19 protein-coding genes are annotated in these 20,190 nt (G+C 71.4%); 8 read left to right on the forward strand and 11 right to left on the reverse strand.

Annotated features, from left to right (window positions below):
• The first annotated feature begins 149 nt into the window (after positions 1-149).
• The 3 genes from ABZ272_RS28070 to ABZ272_RS28080 all read left to right on the forward strand — a co-directional run bounded on the left by ABZ272_RS28070 (position 150) and on the right by ABZ272_RS28080 (position 1,906).
• On the forward strand, positions 150-701 hold the full coding sequence (locus ABZ272_RS28070) for a GyrI-like domain-containing protein (RefSeq protein ID WP_355052933.1): 552 nt from the start codon (positions 150-152) through the stop codon (positions 699-701).
• 63 nt (positions 702-764) lie between these two features.
• A complete protein-coding gene (locus ABZ272_RS28075; protein ID WP_355052934.1) occupies positions 765-1,544 on the forward strand; it encodes a hypothetical protein in 780 nt (259 codons plus the stop codon).
• Positions 1,541-1,906 (forward strand): GntR family transcriptional regulator, encoded by a 366-nt coding sequence (locus ABZ272_RS28080; RefSeq protein WP_355052935.1) that lies wholly within the window; start codon positions 1,541-1,543, stop codon positions 1,904-1,906. The genes ABZ272_RS28075 and ABZ272_RS28080 overlap by 4 nt, the downstream gene beginning before the upstream one ends.
• Positions 1,907-1,982: 76 nt before the next feature.
• On the opposite strand, the gene ABZ272_RS28085 is transcribed toward ABZ272_RS28080, so the two are convergent.
• The 3 genes from ABZ272_RS28085 to ABZ272_RS28095 all read right to left on the reverse strand — a co-directional run bounded on the left by ABZ272_RS28085 (position 1,983) and on the right by ABZ272_RS28095 (position 6,658).
• Positions 1,983-2,252, reverse strand: a complete 270-nt coding sequence (locus tag ABZ272_RS28085) for a hypothetical protein (protein WP_355052936.1) — start codon at positions 2,250-2,252, stop codon at positions 1,983-1,985.
• Positions 2,253-2,462: 210 nt separating this feature from the next.
• Complete coding sequence (locus ABZ272_RS28090) at positions 2,463-5,648, reverse strand: penicillin acylase family protein (RefSeq protein ID WP_355052937.1); 3,186 nt, start codon at positions 5,646-5,648, stop codon at positions 2,463-2,465.
• A gap of 266 nt (positions 5,649-5,914) precedes the next feature.
• The gene (locus tag ABZ272_RS28095) at positions 5,915-6,658 is read right to left on the reverse strand and encodes a TetR/AcrR family transcriptional regulator (protein WP_355052938.1); all 744 of its coding nucleotides are present in this window, start codon (positions 6,656-6,658) and stop codon (positions 5,915-5,917) included.
• 102 nt (positions 6,659-6,760) lie between these two features.
• Here ABZ272_RS28095 and ABZ272_RS28100 point away from each other — a divergent pair, with 102 nt between their 5' ends.
• Entirely contained in the window at positions 6,761-7,990 is a 1,230-nt protein-coding gene (locus ABZ272_RS28100; RefSeq protein WP_355052939.1) for a DUF418 domain-containing protein, read from the forward strand.
• On the opposite strand, the gene ABZ272_RS28105 is transcribed toward ABZ272_RS28100, so the two are convergent.
• From ABZ272_RS28105 to ABZ272_RS28130, 6 genes are all read right to left on the reverse strand, one after another.
• A complete protein-coding gene (locus tag ABZ272_RS28105) occupies positions 7,972-8,541 on the reverse strand; it encodes a dihydrofolate reductase family protein (protein WP_355052940.1) in 570 nt (189 codons plus the stop codon). The genes ABZ272_RS28100 and ABZ272_RS28105 overlap by 19 nt on opposite strands.
• A 56-nt stretch (positions 8,542-8,597) precedes the next feature.
• A complete protein-coding gene (locus tag ABZ272_RS28110) occupies positions 8,598-9,425 on the reverse strand; it encodes a TIGR02452 family protein (RefSeq protein ID WP_355052941.1) in 828 nt (275 codons plus the stop codon).
• A 103-nt stretch (positions 9,426-9,528) separates the two neighbouring features.
• Positions 9,529-10,101 (reverse strand): GNAT family protein, encoded by a 573-nt coding sequence (locus tag ABZ272_RS28115; protein ID WP_355052942.1) that lies wholly within the window; start codon positions 10,099-10,101, stop codon positions 9,529-9,531.
• A gap of 57 nt (positions 10,102-10,158) precedes the next feature.
• The gene (locus tag ABZ272_RS28120) at positions 10,159-10,626 is read right to left on the reverse strand and encodes an NUDIX domain-containing protein (RefSeq protein WP_355052943.1); all 468 of its coding nucleotides are present in this window, start codon (positions 10,624-10,626) and stop codon (positions 10,159-10,161) included.
• Between the two features lie 15 nt (positions 10,627-10,641).
• Positions 10,642-10,902 carry a hypothetical protein gene (locus tag ABZ272_RS28125; protein WP_355052944.1) on the reverse strand — a complete coding sequence of 87 codons (261 nt, stop codon included), beginning with the start codon at positions 10,900-10,902 and terminating at the stop codon, positions 10,642-10,644.
• A complete protein-coding gene (locus ABZ272_RS28130; protein ID WP_355052945.1) occupies positions 10,893-11,099 on the reverse strand; it encodes a hypothetical protein in 207 nt (68 codons plus the stop codon). Before ABZ272_RS28130 ends, ABZ272_RS28125 begins: the two co-directional genes overlap by 10 nt.
• A gap of 530 nt (positions 11,100-11,629) precedes the next feature.
• Between ABZ272_RS28130 and ABZ272_RS28135 the strand changes: the two genes are divergently transcribed.
• Positions 11,630-12,493: an aminoglycoside phosphotransferase family protein gene (locus ABZ272_RS28135; RefSeq protein WP_355052946.1), complete on the forward strand. Its 864-nt coding sequence runs from the start codon at positions 11,630-11,632 to the stop codon at positions 12,491-12,493.
• Between the two features lie 57 nt (positions 12,494-12,550).
• Here the strand turns inward: ABZ272_RS28135 and ABZ272_RS28140 are convergent, their stop codons facing one another.
• Complete coding sequence (locus ABZ272_RS28140) at positions 12,551-13,249, reverse strand: Type 1 glutamine amidotransferase-like domain-containing protein (RefSeq protein ID WP_355052947.1); 699 nt, start codon at positions 13,247-13,249, stop codon at positions 12,551-12,553.
• Between the two features lie 92 nt (positions 13,250-13,341).
• Positions 13,342-14,169 (reverse strand): hypothetical protein, encoded by an 828-nt coding sequence (locus ABZ272_RS28145; protein ID WP_355052948.1) that lies wholly within the window; start codon positions 14,167-14,169, stop codon positions 13,342-13,344.
• Positions 14,170-14,377: 208 nt separating this feature from the next.
• Here ABZ272_RS28145 and ABZ272_RS28150 point away from each other — a divergent pair, with 208 nt between their 5' ends.
• The 3 genes from ABZ272_RS28150 (at position 14,378) to ABZ272_RS28160 (ending at position 19,980) form a co-directional block, all read left to right on the forward strand.
• Positions 14,378-17,233, forward strand: coding sequence for a BTAD domain-containing putative transcriptional regulator (locus ABZ272_RS28150; protein WP_355052949.1), 2,856 nt, complete (start codon positions 14,378-14,380; stop codon positions 17,231-17,233).
• A 116-nt stretch (positions 17,234-17,349) separates the two neighbouring features.
• The gene (locus ABZ272_RS28155; protein WP_355052950.1) at positions 17,350-17,583 is read left to right on the forward strand and encodes a holin; all 234 of its coding nucleotides are present in this window, start codon (positions 17,350-17,352) and stop codon (positions 17,581-17,583) included.
• 156 nt (positions 17,584-17,739) lie between these two features.
• Positions 17,740-19,980: a glycoside hydrolase family 44 protein gene (locus ABZ272_RS28160; RefSeq protein ID WP_355052951.1), complete on the forward strand. Its 2,241-nt coding sequence runs from the start codon at positions 17,740-17,742 to the stop codon at positions 19,978-19,980.
• Positions 19,981-20,190: the final 210 nt, after the last annotated feature.

Below are 20,190 nucleotides of genomic sequence, written 5' to 3' on the forward strand. Positions count from 1 at the left end.
CACCCTAAAGACGGGCCGGCGGCCATTTTGGTCGCGCTTTTCCGGTACCAATTTCGGTCGTCGGCGGTGAGCTGGGTCGCACTTTCTCCACGTGGTCAGGCACTTCCGGACAGTTACATCCCGCTCTCGAATTCCGGCAGAATGACCGGGTGACCGGGGACAGCAACGGCAAAGTCGATTTCAAGAAGTCCCTTGATGCTTACCGAGCGCAACGAGGCCGCTCCCGGATCATCGACGTGCCCGACATGCGGTGCCTGATGACCGACGGTCACGGCGACCCCAACACCTCACCCGCTCTGGCCGACGCGATCGCGGCGCTCTACCCGGTGGCGTACAGACTGAAGTTCGCCAGCAAGCGGGACCTCGGGCGCGACTACGTCGTCCCGCCGCTCGAAGGTCTGTGGTGGGCCCGCCAACCGACGCGGCTCGACGACGTCCGCTTTCAGACGCTACGAGAGGGACGGTGCGTCCAGACACTGCACGTCGGTTCCTTCGACGACGAGGCGGCCGTGCTCACGCAACTGCACCACGCGTTCATCCCCAGTAAAGGGCTCCGCATGGCGGGTCGGCACCACGAGATCCACCTCAGCGACTTCCGCAGGACCGCCCCCGAAAAACAGCGGACCATCCTCCGGCAGCCGGTCACCGCCAAGGCCCAGACGGCCGCCCGGCCAGGCGGCGTGACGCGCCGCGGGGGTTGACATTGCCGCATGTCGTGTCTCATCGTGTTGAGACAAGGCTTGCGACGTATCGGGGTGGGTGTCATGCGCGAAGCGGATCATGCGGAAGCCGGACGGTGGCTCAGCCGGCACGGCCTGACCGACGTCGAGCCGACGCCGCTGCTCGCGACGCGACTGGCGGTACGGCGGCACGCGAAGCTCGCCGACAGCGTCCTGTTGGCCGCGTTCCTGATCGGCGCCGCGCTGACGCACGTGCTGAGCCGACTCGACGACGACACGTTCTCCTGGCCTCCGCTGCTGGTGCTCGCGGCGCTGGTGGTCGTACTGCTGACGGGGCAGTGGCTGCTCGGCTGGTGGGTACGGCGGGTCGACCGGACGGCCGGCGCGCGACTGTCCCGCCGGGTGGCCCATCCGGTCGAGCTCGGCTGGCCGGTGGTGCTCGGTCGGCCGCACGCCGCCTTCGCGGTCGCCACGTTCACCGGCGCGGCGCTCCTCGCCGTGAGCGTGCTGTCCGTGCCGGACCCCGGCCTGCGGTACGGAGCGGCCGTCGTGTTGATCGGCCTCACCGGCGTCGGGGCTGGCATCGTCATGCAGCTACGCCAGATCCTGACGACCCCGGCCGTGGCCGAGGACGAGGCGTCGCTCACCGTCGACGTCGTCATGCGGGTCGAGGACGCCCGCCACCTCGTCACCCCGAGTCTCGTGTGGTCGCTGCCGGCCATCTTCCTGTACGGGGAGTCGCTCGGCTGGTGGAACGCCGTCTCACTAGCGCTCGTGCTGGCGGGCGTCTGCGCGCTCGGCCTGATCGAGGGCCGGACCACGGACGTGGGGACGACGGCGCGGCGCGCCCTGGCGGTCCGATGATCGTCATCGACGCGGCCTCGCCGACGCCGCCGTACGAGCAGCTCCGGGCCCAACTCGCGAGGCAGATCCAGGGCCGCACGCTGGCCGTCGGCACCAGACTGCCGACGATCCGCCGGCTCGCGGCCGACCTTGGTCTCGCCGTGAACACCGTCGGACGGGCGTACCGGGAGCTGGAGGACGCCGGGCTCATCGAGACCCGCGGGCGGGCCGGTTCTTTTGTCTCGGCCGGCGGTGAGCAGTCCCTCGAACAGGCCCGCCGCGCCGCCCACGACTACGCGGCCGTCATCGCCCGCGTCGGCATCGACACCACCGAGGCGATCCGGATCGTCAAGGCGGCACTGGGCCAGGCCGCGAGGCCATGACTTCCCGGGCGGACCGGTCTGCCGGTGCGGACGGGAGCACGCGCGCGAGGCTCCTCCCGCGCACCGCCGCGGCGGGTTACTGCTCGGCAACGGGTCGGCTGTGCACCACCAGCTCGCCGATCTCCAACCGGCCGACGCGCAGCTCCCGCACGACCGCGCGGCGGACGGCCAGCCGTCCGATGACCAGCGCTCCGACGGCCACGGCGCCGACAGCCAGCGCCCCCAGAGCCAGGGCGCCGAGCGACGCCGCCCCCGCCGCCCGCGCGCCGGTGGCCACCGCGCCCGTCGCCACCGCGCCGTCGACGCGCGTTCCGGTCAACCGCTTCAGCCGAGTCTCTCGCTTCATCGCTCCATTGTCCCCGTACCTCCGGCCGAACGGTGCCCACACACCGCGGGTGTCACCCAGAGCACCGGTCCTCGCCCGGCGAACGGGACCGTCGCCCGCCACCACCAGGGTCGGCCGATGACCGCGCACGAGAGCGCCACCGGTCACCCGGGCACCGCTGGTCAGGGCGGGAGGGGCCGGCGAGCGGTTCGCCAACCCCTCCCGGTCGGGTCACCGTCCGTACAGCTCGAATTCGTGCAGCGAGAATCCGTACGAGGTGGCCCGCTTGACGCCGTACACCCGCACGTAGCGGGCCGTGACCGGAGCGAAGGTGGCGTTGTCGACGCCGCCGTTGCCGGCGGTGGTGGCGAACACCGACGTCCAGGAGCTGCCGTCGCCGGAGACCTCGATCCGGTACGAGGTGCCGTAGGCCGACTCCCAGCGCAGCACCGCCCGGCTGACGGTACGGGCCGCGCCGAGGTCGACGCGGAGCCACTGGTTGTCGTTGTAGCTGCTGGCCCACCGGCTACTCAGGCTGCCGTCGACCGCCTTGTCCGGGGTGTAGCTGGTGAGGAACTGGGTGCTCGACGCGGTCGCCGGGCGGCCCTGGGCCAGGTTGGTGACGTCGTCACCCCGGCGTGCCGGGAACGAGACGACCTGCTGGTAGGTGGGACGGTTCTGCCAGGCGATCACCGGGTGGGTGATGCCGCCGAGCCCGGAGTGCGCGATCGAGTCGGCGCACCACTGGTCACCGGCACCACAGGACTTGTCGCCGGGATAGACCGTGGCGGCCGGCAGCGCGGAGGCCTGGCCGAGCGTGTCCAACAGGGACTGTCGGCACGCGCCGAGGTTGCCGTTGCCGCAGTAGGCGCGGCCCGGCCCGCCGGCGACGGGATCGCCGAGCACCGTACGCAGGTCCTTGTCGACGTAGCCCCACCAGCCGTGCTGGAACGACGAGCCCTTGTGCGCCTGACCTTGCGACGCCCAGCTCGCGGTGCCGTCACGCCCGCCGTTCTGGCCGCCCGACGGCGCCTCGTTGACCTCGATGGCGTCGACCAGCGCGGCGTAGAGGTCCGGACCGAGGCCGGGCCGGAACTCGGCCGAGGCCAGCAGCGGCCACCAGGCATCGAAGATCCGGATCGCGTCGGCGTGCTGGTAGACCTTGGAGCCGGGGGCTGTCTCGACGCGGCGGGCGCCCGCCTGCTGCCAGGCGCGCAGCTTGCCCACCGCGTCGGCCAGCGCCGGGTCGGTGACCGGCGTGCTGTCCAGCACCCGCAACAGCTTGCCGAGGACCTGCTGGCCGCGCAGGTCGGTCACCGCCGCGTCCGCCATGATCTTGACGACGTCGGCGCGGCCGAGCTTGCGCTGGGAGATCGCCGTCCGCACCGGTCCGTCGAGCAACTGACCCCGGTGTACGGAGCCGAAGCTGAAGTTTCCGTCCGCCGCCCCGAAGTCCCGCGCCTGCTTGTTGTTCCAGCTCACGTAGTAGTCCTGGTTGACCGACTGCGGGTGGGCCGACGCCGGCGTGTACGTGGCGTCGTTGGTGTCGGGATTCCAGCCGGCCCACTCGTACGCCGGCTCGGCCTTCGCCGGGAGGTTGGGGTCGGTGACGGACGACCGGACCGGGTTCGAGCCGGAGTTGAAGTACGCCGCCTCGGTCGAGTTGACGTAGAACCAGTTGAACGCGTATCCGACGCTGGCGGCGGAGTCCTGGAAGGCCGCCGCGCTTCCCATCGCCGCCGGGTCGTTGAAGGCCTGGAAACCGATCGCCGAGTCGGCCTCGTGCCGGTAGGTGGAGCGCAGCTTGGTGAACGCGGTCGGTTGCCCGTTCACCAGTCCCCGGTAGGAGACCAACCCGTACTTGGTGCGCAGCGCGCGCAACGTGTACGAGCCCGCGGGGGTGGAGTCCGCCAGCGTCGGCGACCAGGAGTTGCGCTGCTCCAACGCCTCCATGGCGAGGCACTGACCGTGGTAGAGGTAGCGGTTGGACCGCAGCGTCGGCGCGGTGCCGTCGGTGGTGCACAGCGTCACCGCGTACGTGTCGGTGAGGTCCTGGGAGGAGGAGGTGGCGCTCCACGCGTAGTCCTGGCCGCGACCGAGCAGCACGTAGAGGTTCAGCCCGGCGAACGCGGCCCCGCGCGCGCTGATGCCCGGCCCCTGCAACTCCTGGAGCATGAGCAGCTGCGGTGCGAAGTAGCCGGTCTGCGGACCGAACACGGCGACCGGGTTACCGGTGGTGGTGTGCCGTCCGGAGACCACGACGGCGTTGGACATGCCGTGTGCGCGCAGGTTCGCCAGCCCGCCGATCAGCTCCTTGGTGGCGGCGCTCGCGCCGGTGCGGGCGGCGGCCCCGCCGCTGGCGTCGTGGGCGAGCGGCTCGGCGACCACGGTGCCGGCGTCGGGGAGCACCGCGCTGGTCGCGCCCGGAGGCGTCCCCCCGTACGGGAAACTCTGCCCGTCGTGCAGGGTGAGCACGGTCTCCGGGTCGTTCTGCGACCGGAACGCCGCCCAGACCCGGTCGCCCTCGGTCGCGCCGTACTTGGCTCTGGCGGCCACCCGCACCAGGGCGGACTGCATCTCACTGCCGCCACCCCCGCCGAACAGGCCACCGATCACGCCGGCGGTGGCGATCAGATCGGTCATGGTGAAGTGCCGCGGCTTGCCGGCGCCGGCGAGCACGTACTCACCGGGGTAGTTGTCGTCGGCGATCGACTTGTCGATGTAGGCGTTGATGCCGGCGATGTAGTCCACGACGTCGGTGTAGAGCTGCTGACCACGGGCGCCCTTGGTGCGCAGCGCGTCCACCTGGGCCTGGAGGTCCGCCTCGGTGTACGGGGAGTTGGCCCAGACGCTCTGCTCCAGCTCCCGGTTGCCGGGCGCGCCACCGGCGAACGAGCTGACGTTGCCCCGGCCGACGTGCCGCAGCAGGTCCATCACCCAGAGCCGGTCCTGCGCCCCGGCGTAGCCGGCGCCGAACATCGTGCCGCCGCGGGTGGTGCCGGTGACGTGCGGGACGCCGGTGGCCTTGTCCCGCACGATGGTCACGTCCGCACGCGGCGAGACGGTGCTCTCGACCTGCGCGGCCGGCACGCCGAACGAGGCGTCGTTGTAGAACTGGGCGATCTGCTCGTCGGTCAGCCCGGCGTAGTTGTAGACCAGGTTCGCGTACTCGTCGAGCTGATCGCTGGAGTGCGCGGGACGGGTGCCAAGCGCCTGGTGCGCCAGGATGGCGACGAGCGTGGCGTTGCCGTTCTGTCCGGGCGGCAGGATGTCGGAGCACTGGCCGAGGCAGTAGTCGTTGGCGGCGAACGTGGTGGCGGCCAGCGCCGGTGACGGCGGGGTCACCGTCAGGACGCTCGCGGTGAGGGTGGCGGCGGTGAACGCCGCGAGCCGGGTGCGGAGTGCGGGACGGGGCATGGCGATCCTCCGGGGACGCGGAGTCGGGCCGTTCGGTGCGCCCGGCTACCGGTGCCGACGTCTCGCCCTCCGCGCCGGGCGCTGCACCCGGAGGTGAGAATGACTCACATCGATCCCGGGCAATGATCGGCGCTGAACCGTCGTTAGGGATACCCATCGTTCACCACACGCCAATGTCGACGTTTCGCGACTTTCTCGTCGAAGACCGACACGTTTGAGCCTTCAGGCTGGCTCGGTCGCCGCTCACCCCCGGCAGGCAGGCGCACTCAGTCGTGCGCCCCACGCGCGACGAGCGCTTCGATGCCGTCCAGGAGCAGATCGAGCCCGAAGGTGAAGTCGGCGTCGTCGATCCACTCCTCGGCGACGCCCAGTGCGCTCGCGCCGATGGCCGAGGTCAGCTCCGGGTAGGCGTCCGCGTCGAGTACCTGCCCGAGGATCTCGCCGTACTCGGCCAGCCCGGCGATCGAGTCGTCGGTGGCGGCCGGACCGGCGCTCAGCGCGTGGGCCAGGGCCGCCTGCTGGGCAGCGTAACCACTGAGAACGGTGGCGATGTTGATCCGTGCGCCGTAAGCGATCCCGGTACCGGCGAGCGCGGCGAGCGCGCGGTCCAGCCAGCGCAGCAACCGGGGCCCGGTGGGCGGGGTGCGCTGGTCGAGCGCCAGCAGCCACGGTCGGGCGAGCAGGAAGTCGCGGTTGGCGCGCGTCCAGTCGAACAGGTAGTCGCGCCAGGCGCGTCCGTCGAGCGCGGGTGGCTCGGGCGCTGCGGCGTCAGCCATCATGACCAGCAGTTCGTCCTTGCTGCCGACGTAGCGGTACAGCGACATGGCCGCCACCCCGAGCTGGGTCGCGACGCTGCCCATCGTCACCCCCGCCAGACCCTCGCGGTCGGCGATCCGGATCGCGACGTCGACGATGCTGCCCAGTTCGAGGCTGGGCCGGGGGCCGTGCCGGGAGCTGGTTTCACGACCCCACATCCGGGCCACCACTGCCGGAAGCCTCCGTTCCGCCACGTCCGAATCTCCTCGCTCTTCACCCGGGGGTCTTGCCTGCACTCTAGATCTCGGGGACTCTGTATCTCGTACGCTGTAGTTAATACAGAGATGGAGATCGTGATGACCACGCGGGTACCGGGCGGACGTCTTCACGACGTCGACGCGATCCGAGGGTTCGCCCTCCTCGGCATATTCGCTGTCAACGTCACCTTCATGGCCTCCGGCTATCCGGGGAACCTGGTGACGGATCCCGACTTCACCTCGGGCCTCGACGACGCCGTCCGCACGTTCTCCTCGGTCTTCGTAGACATGAAGTTCTACGTGCTGTTCTCGTTCCTCTTCGGATACAGCTTCACCCTCCAGATGACCGCGGCGAGCAGGGCCGGCGCGGCGTTCCCAGCGCGCATGCTCCGCCGGATCGGTGGCCTCTTCGTCCTGGGCGCCCTGCACACCGTGTTCCTGTACGGCGGCGATGTCCTCACCACGTACGCGGTGGCGTGCCTAGCGCTGCTCCTGCTGCGCAAGGTGGCCGACCGTACGGCGCTTCGGATCGCGGCGGCGCTCTACACGCTCGTGCTGATCAGCCTCGTCGCCAGCGCGCTCCTCGTGGACCGCTCGGCGTTCCTGCCCGGCGAGGCCCAGGCGCTGGCCAACGGCGAGGAGGCAACCCAGGCACTACTCGGCGGTTGGACGGCGAACATCGGCGAGCACCTCGCCGGCCTGCCCCTGCTGGTGCTCCAAGCGGTCACCCTGCAGGGCCCGACCGCCCTGGCGCTGTTCCTGCTCGGCATAGTCGCCGGACGCCGGCAGTGGCTGAACCGGGTCTCCGGTCACGAGCCGGTGCTGCGCCGGATCCAGTGGATCGGTTTTCCGATCGGACTGCTCGGGGCGGCCGTCTACGCGACCAGCGGCGGCAACGGCAACACTCTCGGCGTCGCGGCCAGCGTTTCGACCGCGCCGCTGCTGGCCGCCGCCTACGTGGCGACGCTGCTGCGGATCATGCACAACCCTCGTACGTCGGTGGTCCGGGCGGCGCTCGCCCCGGCCGGCCGGATGGCCCTCACCAACTACCTCGCCCAGTCGGCGGTCGGCCTGATCGCCTTCACCGGCCTCGGCTTCGGCCTCGCCGGGTCGTTCTCACCGCTGGCCCTCTTCGCCTTCGTCCTCGCGGTGTTCGCGGCCCAGTTGGCGGCGAGCGCCTTCTGGCTGCGGCGGTTCCGCTACGGGCCGGTCGAGTGGGCGCTGCGCTGGCTCACCAACGCCCACCGCCCATCCTTCCTCGCCCGAACCGATCGTGTGCACGCTGTCGAGGACGGCGCACGGCGGCCCGATCACGCGTCCTCGGCGTAGCGGACGGCGTACCTGTGCAGCGTGACGCCCTCGGCGAAGGATCCCTGCTCGATCAGGTCCAGCTGCACCGATCGCTCCAACTCGTCGAAGAGTGGCCGACCCCCACCGAGGACGACGGGGTGTGTGAAGATCAGAAGCTCGTCCAGCAACCCCGCGCGGAGCAGGTGGGTGGCGACCGTCGCGCCGCCGACACCGATGTCGCCGTCCTGCTCCTCCCGGTACCTGGCGAGCAGCTCGACGGCGTCGCCGTCCGAGCCGAGGGTCCGGGTGTTGTACCCGGCCTCGGTGCGGGTGCGGGACACCAGCACCTTGGGCTTCGTCGTCCAAATCTCGCCGTACTCACGCAGGTAGTCGGGCAGTTTCTCGTCGGTGCGCGCGGCCGGCCAGAACCCCTCCATCGTCTCGTAGATCGTGCGCCCCTGGACCATCGACGTGAGCGCGCGGGCCCGGGCGTTGAACTCCCGGTGCAGCGGCTCGCCGATGCGCAGCCAGTTCCCGGCGCCCTCCTCGCCCGGGGCATGCTCGATCCTGAGATCGAGAGAGACGTTCATCCAGTACACGAAACGGCCCGACACGTAGCCTCCCGGTGATCGTGGTCTGCACCCACCTAACCCGACGTTGGCGAGTCCTCGGCAGATCCCGCCAGGCGTTTCCTGAACGCGCGGTACACGGGAGTGCCCGGCAGGCCGTCGTGGATGGCGAACACCACGTGGTCGAACCGATCGACCACGTGCAGAGCGTCGGCGAACGCTCCGGCCACCGCAGCGGGATCGTTGCGGAACACCCCGCACCCCCAGGCGCCCAACACGATCGACCGATGTCCGTGCGCGGCGGCGACCTCCAGAACCCGCCGCGCACGCCGGGCCAGCACGGCCGGCACGTCCGCCGCGTGTGCCGGCTGGTTGCGCACGATCGCGCCGAGGTTCGGCGCCGCGGCGGTCAGGAACGACGTCTGGTACGGCTGCTCGAGCAGGTCTCCCCTGTCGTCCCGGAAAACCGGCACCAGCGGGGAGTAGATGACCCGGTCGCTGTAGCGCAGATCCTGCTGTGCCCGGTGGAACGCGTAGAACTCCGGCACGGCACGAAGGCACGGGTAGAGCGCCGATGAGCGCGCGATGCTCTCCTCCTGGGCCTGCGCCCCACCCAGGAAGCCGCCACCCGGGTTCTTCGCCGACGCGAACACCAGGCACGCCGCACCGGGCCCGAGCCGGTACGCCGCCTGCAACGTCGACTCGTGCGTCACCTCCACCGTCGCGGCGCCGGGCGCCGCGTCCCGCGCCTCGAACACCTCGTCGGGTAGGTGATGACGAGTCCCGGCGACCGCGGCGCGTACCGCCGCACCGACGAGGACCTCGATGCCGTTGTCATTGCGGTAGCGTCCCGACTCGACGATCGCGACGGTCTGCCGGGCGATCTCCCGAAGCCGGCCGCTCACCGGGCCACCCGCGGGATCGGAAGACGAAGGGCGGCCACAGCCAGCAGGCTAGGCAGGCACAGCAGCCACCCACAAGCGGTTTTCTCAAACCCGTGGGAGAGGGTCACAGGGGTGACGGGTCGTCGCGCAGCCGGCTGTAGAGCCACCCGTCCCGCCAGGCGCCGGCCCGGAACTCGCAGGCCCGTACGACCCCCTCGAACTGGAAGCCGGCCTTCTCCAGCGACCGCTGCTCGGCGACGTTCTCGGCGTGGGTGCCGGCCTGGATGCGCTGCGCCGGCGTGTGGCTGAACAGGTAGTCGCAGAGCAGCGCCTGGGCCCGCCAGCCGATGCCCTGGCCGCGCCACTCGGGCAGCAGCACGATGCCGATCTCCCAGTAGGGCGCCCGACCTCCGTACTGCCCCTGGAGGTAGCTGAGGTAGCCCGCTCGCGCGTCGGCCGCCGGCTCGACCTGCACGATCAGGCCACCGGTCCGCTCGCCGAGATAGCCGTCCTCGGCGAACCGACGGGCCGGCGCGGCGGCGTCCCGGAAACCAGCCCAGTCGAGCCCGATCAGCCCGGGTTCGACCGCGAACCGGCGCAACATCTCCAGATCGTCCTCGGCCACGGGGCGCAGCCGTACCGTCGATCCGGAAGCCTGGTGCACGACGCCGACCACCTGCGGCTCAGAACTGGTCACCCTGGTGACCGTAGCGACGGGACGGGCGATCCGCTGTCCCGGGAGGGCAGGCCGCCGTCATCTGGTGAGGTGGCCGGTTGCCCCCAGCAGCGCCCGGGTGAACCGGTTGAGGCCGACACTCCGCAGCTGCGTCGGGGTGAACCAGCCCAGCTCGCAGATTTCCTCCTGGTCCGGGGCGGGTGTCCCGTCGACGATCGCCGCCTCGTAGACGGCGGTGACGTACGCGACCTGGTCACCGTTGGAGTAGGTCACCTCGTAGTCCGTACCGCCCAGCACGTCCAGCAGCCGCAGCCGGCCGATCCGGACGCCGATCTCCTCCCGGACCTCACGCGCGGCCGCCTGGGCCGGCGATTCGCCGATCTCGACCGCACCACCCGGCACACCCCACCTGTCCGGACTTCCGGTGTGGCGTACCAGCAGGAGCCGCTTGTTCTCGTCGACGACGAGGACCGACACCGACGGCAACTGGATCAGCTCGGGGCCGATCACGGCCCGCAGCCGGGCCAGGTGCGCGGAAATGGCCATCAGAGCGCCCCCGGATCAGCGCGTGAACGGATCTGCCGGCAGGTCCGGTAGCGGCGGGGCGTCGCTCGTCTCGTCGACGACGGTGATCTGCCAGTTGACGAGTGTGGGCACCGCCAGCCGGCTCACGCGCCAGGCGAGGACGCCGACGGCAATGACGAGCAACACCGCCCCCGCAACGAGCAGCCACTGCCACGGTGACACCCGCCGGTCGGAACGCGGAGGCGGCTGCAGGTTCTTACGCCGGAGGGCCCAGCTCGGGGGCCCGATCATAGCCACGACAGCACCTCCTGGGCGACGGTGGCGGCCGACTCGACCACCGCCGGATCGGCGACGCCGGCGGCCTCGTAGTCGACGAGCACCCCGTACGTGCCGAGACACACCGAGAAGTGGATACGCCGACCGGTCTCGCTGTCACCCGAAAGGTAGTAGAGGGCGCGGTCGCCGAGCGCGAACGGGTAATTCCTATTGTTCAAGACCGGCTCGAGTCCATCACGGTCCAGGCAACGCGGACCGCGACCCTCGTGCCGGCCGTAACGTCCGAGTGAGACCCATAGGAAGGTGCGTCGGGCTTCCTTCCCAGACCTGCTCTCGACGAGGCAGTAGTTCGAGCGCAGGCCCGGCCCGTTCTGCTCGGCAACCTTCGGGGGACCGTGCCCAGGCACGAGACGATCGAACACCGCCGACCGGATGAGCGGGCAGACCGCGGGAGGCGCAGGCGGATTCACCGTCGCACTCCGCCAGCCCTGCCACCCGCCGACGGCCACCGAGAGTAGGACGCAGAGGACCACCACCAGGACGCTCACCCAATGTCCCCGCCGCATACCGGCAGTGTGACCGGACGCCGCAAATCCACCATCGGTACGCCGAGAGCTCCGCGACTGCGCCGTCCGCCGCTAGGCTCAGCCGCCTCGAAACCTGACGAAGGATGATTGTCGTGCCAGCCACTCCCCTGCCGCCGGATGCGCCGATGCACGAGGGCCAGCTCACGGTCTCACTCGACGTGGTGCGTGAGCTGGTGGACACGCAGTTCCCCGAGTGGCGGGGCCTGGCTCTCCAGCGCGTCGCCTCGCAGGGAACGGTCAATGCCATCGTCCGTATCGGGGAGCGGTTGACGGCCCGATTCCCCCTCCAGCCTCATGAGATCGACGTGGCACAGGCCTGGCTGGAACGCGAGGCGGAAGCGGCCCGAGAGCTGGTGGGCCGTACGCGATTTCCCACTCCCGATCCGGTCGCCATCGGCAAGCCGGGCGGCGGCTACCCGCTTCCCTGGTCGGTCCAGACCTGGATACCCGGAGTCGTTGCCACCGATGAGGATCCCGGGGACTCGGTCGCGTTCGCGCACGATCTCGCCGAGTTCGTCGACGGCGTGCGAGCCATCGACACACGCGGCCGCACGTTCACCGGCCAGGGTCGCGGTGGCGAACTGCCAACACACGACGAGTACCTGGAGGACTGCTTCCGGCAGAGTGAGACGTTGCTGGACGTCCCCCCGCTCCGCCGGTTCTGGGGAGCGATGAGGGAACTGCCGCGGGGCGGGGCCCCGGACACGATGAACCACGGCGATCTCATACCCGGAAACGTCCTTGTCTCCGACGGGCGGCTGGCCGGGGTTCTCGACGTGGGCGGGCTGGGCCCTGCCGATCCTGCCCTCGACCTCGTCGGCGCCTGGCACCTGCTGGAACGGGAGCCACGCCAGGCGTTCCGGAAGCGACTCGACTGCGACGATCTCGAGTGGGAGCGCGGTAGGGCGTGGGCCTTCCAGCAGGCAATGGGCTTGGTCTGGTACTACCACCGGACCAACCCGACGATGAGTCTGATCGGCCGACGCACACTCGCGCGCATCAGTGCCGACCCACCGGCATCCTGAGCATCGTCCGCCTCCCGTCCCGGGCGCGGTGATCGGCCGGTCTGCGCGGCCGACTCGTCACGACCTGGCGCCGCCGTTGAGCAGTTTCCAGTGGCCTTCGGAGATGACGTCGACGGCCCCGTCGACCACCGTGATGGCGGTGTCGTCGTCGATGGCGTAGGTCGGGACCGGAATGCCGGCCGCCCACTTCTCGATGCTGGACAGTGCGGTGTCCGGCATGTCCGGATGATCGAGGTGGGGGTACAGCGTGAAGTCCACCAGGCCCAGCGCCCGGTCGGCGTCCTGCGCCATGTCGCTGCCGTCGGGGACGAATCCCAGGTCGAATTCGGCGTCGCAGTTGTACGGGGTGACCGCGATGCTCCCGGCGCTGACCCCCACGTAGACCGTGTCACTCAGCGACGGCAGGAGATCGGCCAGGCCCGACTGGCGCAGCCAGCAGGTCAGGTACAGCACGTCGCCGCCCCAGACGAGCAGGGCGTCAGCTTCCCGGACCGCCGGGACCCAGTTCTCCCGCCGAATGGTGGGGAGCGCCGTGAGTTCCAACATCCCCAGGGACTTCCAACCCAGTTGGGTCAGCGGGATCGAAGCGTGGCCGTGGACCGCCTTCCACGCCCGCTCGGCGCCACCGGGGAAGGGGTGAACGCCGGTCGGGATGAACAGGGCCGTGCACTCGGCGATCGGCTTGCCCAGCAGGTCGACGAGCGCGTCGGAGATGCTCGGGTTACTGATGCCCCCCGACGTGAGAAGGAACTTCATGACATCCGCCCTCCCGGTCATCACTCAATGACGAGCATATGGCCCCCGAGCACCGGTGACCGGGGCCGCCAGTGGCGGCCCCGGTCGGCGAATCAGCTCCCGCAGATGCCGTACCCGTTGAGGCTCCACGAGCCGGCGAAGCCGTCGGCGTCCTCGTCCGCCCGCACCCGAACGGTGTTCCCCCCGGTGATGTTGATCGCGGTCAGCAACACCTGGCCGTTGCCGGCGATGATGTCGGCGCCCGCGCTGTAGAGGCCCTTGCCGGCCGGGCACGCCTTGAGGTGGGTGGACGACGGGTCGCTCGCGCTCACTCCCGTCGTCACGACGCGCTCCAGCCCGGCGGGCCCGTTGGCGCAGACCGCGATCGAGGTGGCGCTCCAGCCGGCCGGCGAGGTGCCCTGCACGGCGACCGCCCGGACGGTCACCGACGTCAGGTCGAACGACGGCACGACCTGGTCGAGCACCACGTCACCCAGGCCGCTGTTGACCCGCCCACCCATGCCGATGACCTTCTTCGTTCCGCAGCTCGCCGTGACGTACTCCGTTCCGACCGCCCCGGTCGTGGCCACCACCTGCCATCCGGCCGGCGTCGTCGCGCACTGGGCGACGGCCTGCAACCCCCAGTCGCCGGCGAAGTTGACCGGGCCGGCCTCCCGCATGGTCACGAGGAACCCGGTGCCGTTCGTCAGCGGCTCCAACCGGTCCAGCCCGACCCGCCCGGCGGCCGACGAGCCGGCGGGAAGGAAGCCTCCGCCTCCGGTGACCACCTTGCCGGCCGGGCAGGACGCGAGCGCCGACTTGTCCGCGCTGCTCTCGGCCGCCGACTGGGTGACCGTCTCCAACCCCGGCACCGCCCAGGCCGGTGCCGCCCAGCCCAGGCCCGCCACCACGGCAGCCGTCGACACGACTGCCGTCAGCACACCCCGTCCCCTGGTTACTCGCATGTCGCTTCCCCTGTCCACAGTGGCCGGACAACCGGCCCGCCTCCCCCCGGACCTGCGGATCCGGCGGCTGAGGAAAGCCTGGGCGAGGCCGCTTGGCGTCCGCTATCCGACCGCTTGGCGTGGGCCGCACCGGCCCCGCCGTCCATAGACTGTGGTCGTCCCATCACGACTGACGAGGAAAGCCATGCGGTGGTCAGTCCTCGGCCCCGTCCAGGTGACCGCCGGCGGGCGCGTCCTCCCCATCGACCGCCCCCAGCAACGCGCGGTGCTCGCGCTGCTGCTCCTCAACGCCGACCGGCTCGTACCTCTCGGGCAGGTCGTGTCGGCGCTCTGGGCCGACGACCCGCCGGCCAGCGCCCGGACCCAGGTGCAGGTCTGCGTCTCCCGGATCCGGGCGGCCCTGCGCGAGGCGGGCGCGGCCGACCTGCTGACCACGCAGAGCGGCGGCTACCGGCTCACCGTGGGCGGGACCGAGCTGGACCTCACCGAGTTCACCGTGGCGGTCGAGCGGGCCCGCGTCGAGGAGACAGCCGGTCGGCGGGCCGAGGCGGCGCGGCTGCTGCGGGACGGCCTGGCGCTGTGGCGGGGGCCGGCGCTGGCCGGCGCGGCCGGCGCCTTCGTGGACGCCGCCGCCGCCGGACTGGACGAGCAGCGGCTGCTCGCGTACGAGCGGCTCGCCGCCGTGGAACTCGGCCTCGGCCGGTACGCCGCGACCGCGCAGACCCTGCGCCCCCTGGTGGTCGAGCATCCGCTCCGGGAGCCGCTGGTGGCCGGTTACCTGCTCGCCCTTGCCGGCTGTGGCCAACAGGCCGCCGCGCTGCGGCTCTACGCCGAGACCCGCCGCCGTCTCGTCGACGAGTTGGGCGTCGAGCCCGGCCCCGAGCTGAGCGAGGCACACCTGCGCGTGCTGCGGGGGCAGACGAGGGCCGAGCCCGCACCCCCGGGGCCCGTCGTGCCGCCTCCGGCGCAGCTTCCCGGCGACCCCGCCTGGTTCACCGGCCGCGCCGCGGCGCTGCGCCAACTGGACGCACTGCTGCCCGCCGACCCGGCGCGGACCGCCCGGGACGGCGGCCAGTACGACCCGGCCCGGGCGGTGGTCATCTCCGCCATCGCCGGCACGGCCGGGGTCGGCAAAACCACCCTCGCGGTGCGCTGGGCCCACCAGGTCGCGCACCGCTACCCGGATGGGCAGCTCTACGTCAACCTGCGCGGATTCGACCTCGACGGACGGGCCGTGTCACCGGGCGAGGCGCTGCGCGGCTTCCTGGAGGCGCTGCACGTGCCGCCTCAGCGCGTACCCACCGACCTGCCCGGGCAGGCCGCCCTGTTCCGGACGCTGCTCGCCCACCGCCGGGTCCTGGTGCTGCTCGACAATGCCCGCGACGACGAGCAGGTACGGCCCCTGTTGCCGGGATCCCCGGGCAGCCTGGTCGTGGTGACCAGCCGTAACCGGCTCACCGGTCTGGTGGTCAACGCGGGAGCCCACCCGGTGACGCTGGACCTGCTCGCACCGGCCGAGGCGCGGGAGCTGCTGATCGCTCGGCTCGGTCGCGGCCGTGCCCGGCTCGAAGAGATGGCGTTGGACGAGATCGTCCGATGCTGCGCCGGCCTGCCGTTGGCCCTGGCCGTCGTCGCGGCCCGCGCGGTCGGGCAACCGGACGTGCCGCTGGCGGTGCTCGCGAGCGAACTGCGGGACAGCGGCCCGGACCGGCTCAGCCCACTGGCCACCGGCGATCCGATGACCGACGTGCGGGCGGTCTTCTCCTGGTCGTACCGGGCCCTGGACGCCGACTCGGCCCGGTTGTTCCGACTGCTCGGGCTGCACCCCGGCCCCGACGCCGGACGGACGGCGGTGGCCAGCCTCGCCGGCCTGCCGCCGGCTCGGGTCGGTCCGCTGCTGGCCGACCTCACCCGGGCGAACCTGCTCACCGAGCGCACCGCGGGCCGGTACGCGATGCACGACCTGCTGCGCGCGTACGCCGCGGAGCTGTGCCACGACACCGACCCCTCGGACGGGCGGGAGGCCGCCCGACGCCGCCTGTTCGACCACTACCTGCACGCCTCGCACGCGGCGGACCACCTGCTCGACCCGTACCGGTTGGCGCGACCGGCCGCGCTGCCGCCCCCGGCGACGGGAGTGACGGTGGGCGACCGCCCCGAGCACGCGTGGGCGACCGCGTGGTTCGCCGCCGAGCACCACGTCCTGCTGGCGTGTGTGGAACAGGCGGCGTCCGCCGGCCTGGACCGGCACGCGTGGACGCTGGCGGCGGCTCTCACCACGTACCTCGATCGCAGCGGGCACTGGCCGGAGCTTGCCGCCGCCCAGCGGACCGCGCTGGCGGCGGCGCGGCGTCGGGGTGACCTGGCCGGTCAGGCCCTGGCGCACCGCGGCCTCGCCATCGCCTGCACCTGGTCGGGCGATCACGAGGCGGCGCACCGGCACTACCGACGCGACCTGGAGCTGTACCGCGAGCTGGGCGACGACACCGGGCGGGCGCACACGCACCTCGGGGTGAGCTGGGTGCTCGCCCGGCAGGGTCGGCTGCGGTCGGCCCTGGACGAGACCCGACTGGCCCTCGACCTCTACCGGGCCACCGACTACCGGGTCGGGCAGGCCAAGGCGCTCAACAATCTGGGCTGGATGCACGCCCGGCTCGGCGAGCCCGGGCCGGCGTTGCAGTGCTGCCAGGCGGCCCTGCGGCTGCACGAGGAGACCGGCGACCGGCACGGCGCGGCGCTGACCTGGGACAGCCTCGGGTACGTCCGGCACGGCCTCGGCGACCACGACGAGGCCGCGGACTGCTACCGGCGGGCGCTGGCACTGCACCGCGAACTCGGCGACCGGTACGACGAGGCGGAGGTGCTGGACAACCTGGGTGACAGTCTGCGGGCCGCCGGTGACCTCGACGCCGCGCGCCGGGCGTGGCGGGAGGCGCTGACCATCTTCGACGAGCTGCGGCATCCGGACGCCGACCGCCCCCGGGCCAAGCTGGCCGTCCCGGCCGTCCCGGTGGCGCCCACCGGCGGCGGCGAACTCTGACCGAGCCCGGCCGCCGTGGATCGACAACGGCTGAAACTCGACGAGCAACAACCCCTCCTGACCAGGCATTCTTGGCACATGGACCATTCCACGAACCTGGCTCTGGAGGTACGGACGTGTTCACCACGAAGTTCTGGAAGGCCACCGCCGAGCGGGCGGTGAAGAGCGCTGCGCAGGGTCTGCTCCTCTACTGGGGGGCCGACGTGGTGTTCAACGCGTGGCAGGCGGACTGGGCGGCAGCGGGTGGCATCGCGTCCGGCGCCGCGGTGCTGTCGGTGCTCACCTCGCTCGTGAGCGCGAGGGTGTCCGGCGAGGGTGACTCGCCAAGCCTCGTGGGCGGCGAGCAGTAGCACCGGCCCAGCCGGGAGCCCCTCGGCGTCGAAGGCGCTCCCGGCCGTCGAATTGACTCGGAGGCGCGAACGAGCAACGCTGTGGCAGCGCTCCCATCGACGGGCTCCTATTCGAGAGGAATGCTCGTGCGTCCCCACAGAGTTCTACTTCCGGTCGTGCTCGCCACGGCCCTCGGCGGTCTGGCCCTGCCGGTGCCCGCCCTGGCCGCGGCCGGCCCGGCACTCGCCGTGGACACCACCACCGCCCGGCACCAGATCAGCCCGTACATCTACGGCATGAACTTCGCGGACGAGGCCCTCGCCCGCGACCTGCGGCTGCCGGTGAACCGCTACGGCGGAAACGCCACCACCCGTTACAACTTCCGTGCCGACACCACCAACCGCGCGGCGGACTGGTACTTCGAGAACATCCCCAACGACAATTCGAGTCCGGAGGACCTCCCGAGGGGCTCGGAGAGCGACCGGTTCGTGCAGCGCAACAAGGCCACCGGCGCCGGCACGGTCATGACGGTGCCGATGCTCGGCTGGATCGCCAAGGACCGGTCGCGGGCCTGCGGCTTCAGCGTCGCCAAGTACGGTCCGCAGGAGTCCACCGACCCCTGGGCGCCGGACTGCGGCAACGGCAAGAAGCCGGACGGGTCGCTGATCACCGGCAACGACCCGGAGGACACCAGCATCGCGGTCGGTCCGGAGTACGTCGCCGACTTCGTCAACCACCTCAAGGGGCAGTTCGGCGGCGCCGCCGACGGCGGCGTGCAGTTCTACAACCTGGACAACGAGCCGGACCTCTGGCAGTCCACCCACCGCGACGTCCGACCGACCGGGATGGGCTACGACGAGCTGCGCGACCGCACCTACGAGTACGCCGCCGCGATCAAGGCTGCCGACCCCGGCGCGAAGACGCTCGGTCCCGTCGGCTGGGGCCTGAACTCGATCATCTACTCGGGGCTCGACCAGGACACCTGCTCACGCACCGGCTGCTGGTCGAACCCGCCGGACAAGGCCGCGCACGGCGGCCAGGACCTCGGCCCGTGGTACCTGGACCGGATGCGCGAGTACGAGCAGCAGCACGGCACCCGCCTCCTCGACTACTTCGACGTCCACCTCTACCCGCAGCAGTCCGGCGTCTTCGGCGACGCGGCCGGCGACGCCAACACCCAGGCGCTGCGACTGCGCTCGACCCGCCAGCTCTGGGACCCGACCTACGTGGACGAGAGCTGGATCAACCAGCCGGTCCGGTACATCCCGCGCCTGCGCGAACTGGTCGACCAGCACTACCCGGGCACGAAGATCGCGATGACCGAGTACAACTGGGGTGCGCACGGCTCGCTCAACGGCGCGCTCGCCCAGGCCGACGTCCTCGGCATCTTCGGCCGCGAAGGGCTCGACATGGCCGCCCTCTGGACCGCTCCCGCAGCCGACCAGCCGGTCGCCAACGCCTTCCGCGTCTACCGCAACTACGACGGCAACGGCGGCGCGTTCGGCGAGACCTCCGTCCGGGCGACCAGCGCCGACCAGGGAAAACTGGCCGTGTACGCCGCCGAGCGGAGCGCCGACAAGGCGCTCACCGTGGTCGTCGTGAACAAGACCGGCGACGACCTGACCAGTTCGGTCGCCCTCACCGGCGTCTCCGCCAGCACCGCCCAGGTCTACCGGTACAGCGGGGCCAACCTGGCCGGTGTCGTCCGGGAGGCCGACCAGCCGGTGACCGCGGGTGGCCTGACGACCACCTTCCCGGCCAACTCGATCACCCACCTGGTGCTGCCGCGCGCCACCGCGCCCGGCGACACCCAGGCACCGACCGCTCCGGGCAGGCCGACCGCCGGCACGGTCACCAGCGACAGCATCGCGCTGGGCTGGACGCCGTCCACCGACGACACCGCCGTCACCGGGTACGACGTGCACCGGGTCGGCACCACCGGCACCGTGAAGGTCGGCAGCGCCACCGGCACCGCGTACACCGTGACCGGGCTGACGCCGGACACTTCGTACACCTTCGTGGTGACCGCCCGCGACGCGGCGGGGAACGTCTCGGCGGCCTCGCCCGGGCTGACCGTGCGGACCGCTCCCACCGCGCCCACCGCCCGTTGCACGGTCGGCTACACGGCGAACAGTTGGCCGGGCGGCTTCACGGCGACCGTCGCGATCAAGAACACCGGCAGCACCGCGATCGACGGCTGGAAACTCGGCTTCGACTTCCCCACCGCCGGCCAGAAGGTCAGCCAGGGCTGGTCGGCCACCTGGAAACAGAACGGCACGAGCGTCACTGCGGACAGCATGAGCTGGAACGGCAGACTCGCCGCCGGCGCGTCCACGAGCATCGGCTTCAACGGGACGTGGAACGGCACCAACCCGGCGCCGACCGCCTTCACCCTCAACGGTCAACGCTGCGGATGACCTGAGAGTCCCACTCCGTCAGCAGGGGCGAGGGGTCCGGGGCGCGACGTCGTCCCGGACCCCTGCGCCCCTCGTCCAACTGCGGCAGGAACACGACAACCGACGGCAATGGCTCACCAGGAACCTCGACCGCCGCGCGAAGGCCGACTGGAACGTCGTGCGCCGCGGTGCCGGCCTGCTGCTCGGTGACCTGCGACAGGCCGTTGTGGA

This window comes from Micromonospora sp. NPDC005979, from assembly GCF_040614415.1.
GTDB lineage: Bacteria > Actinomycetota > Actinomycetes > Mycobacteriales > Micromonosporaceae > Micromonospora.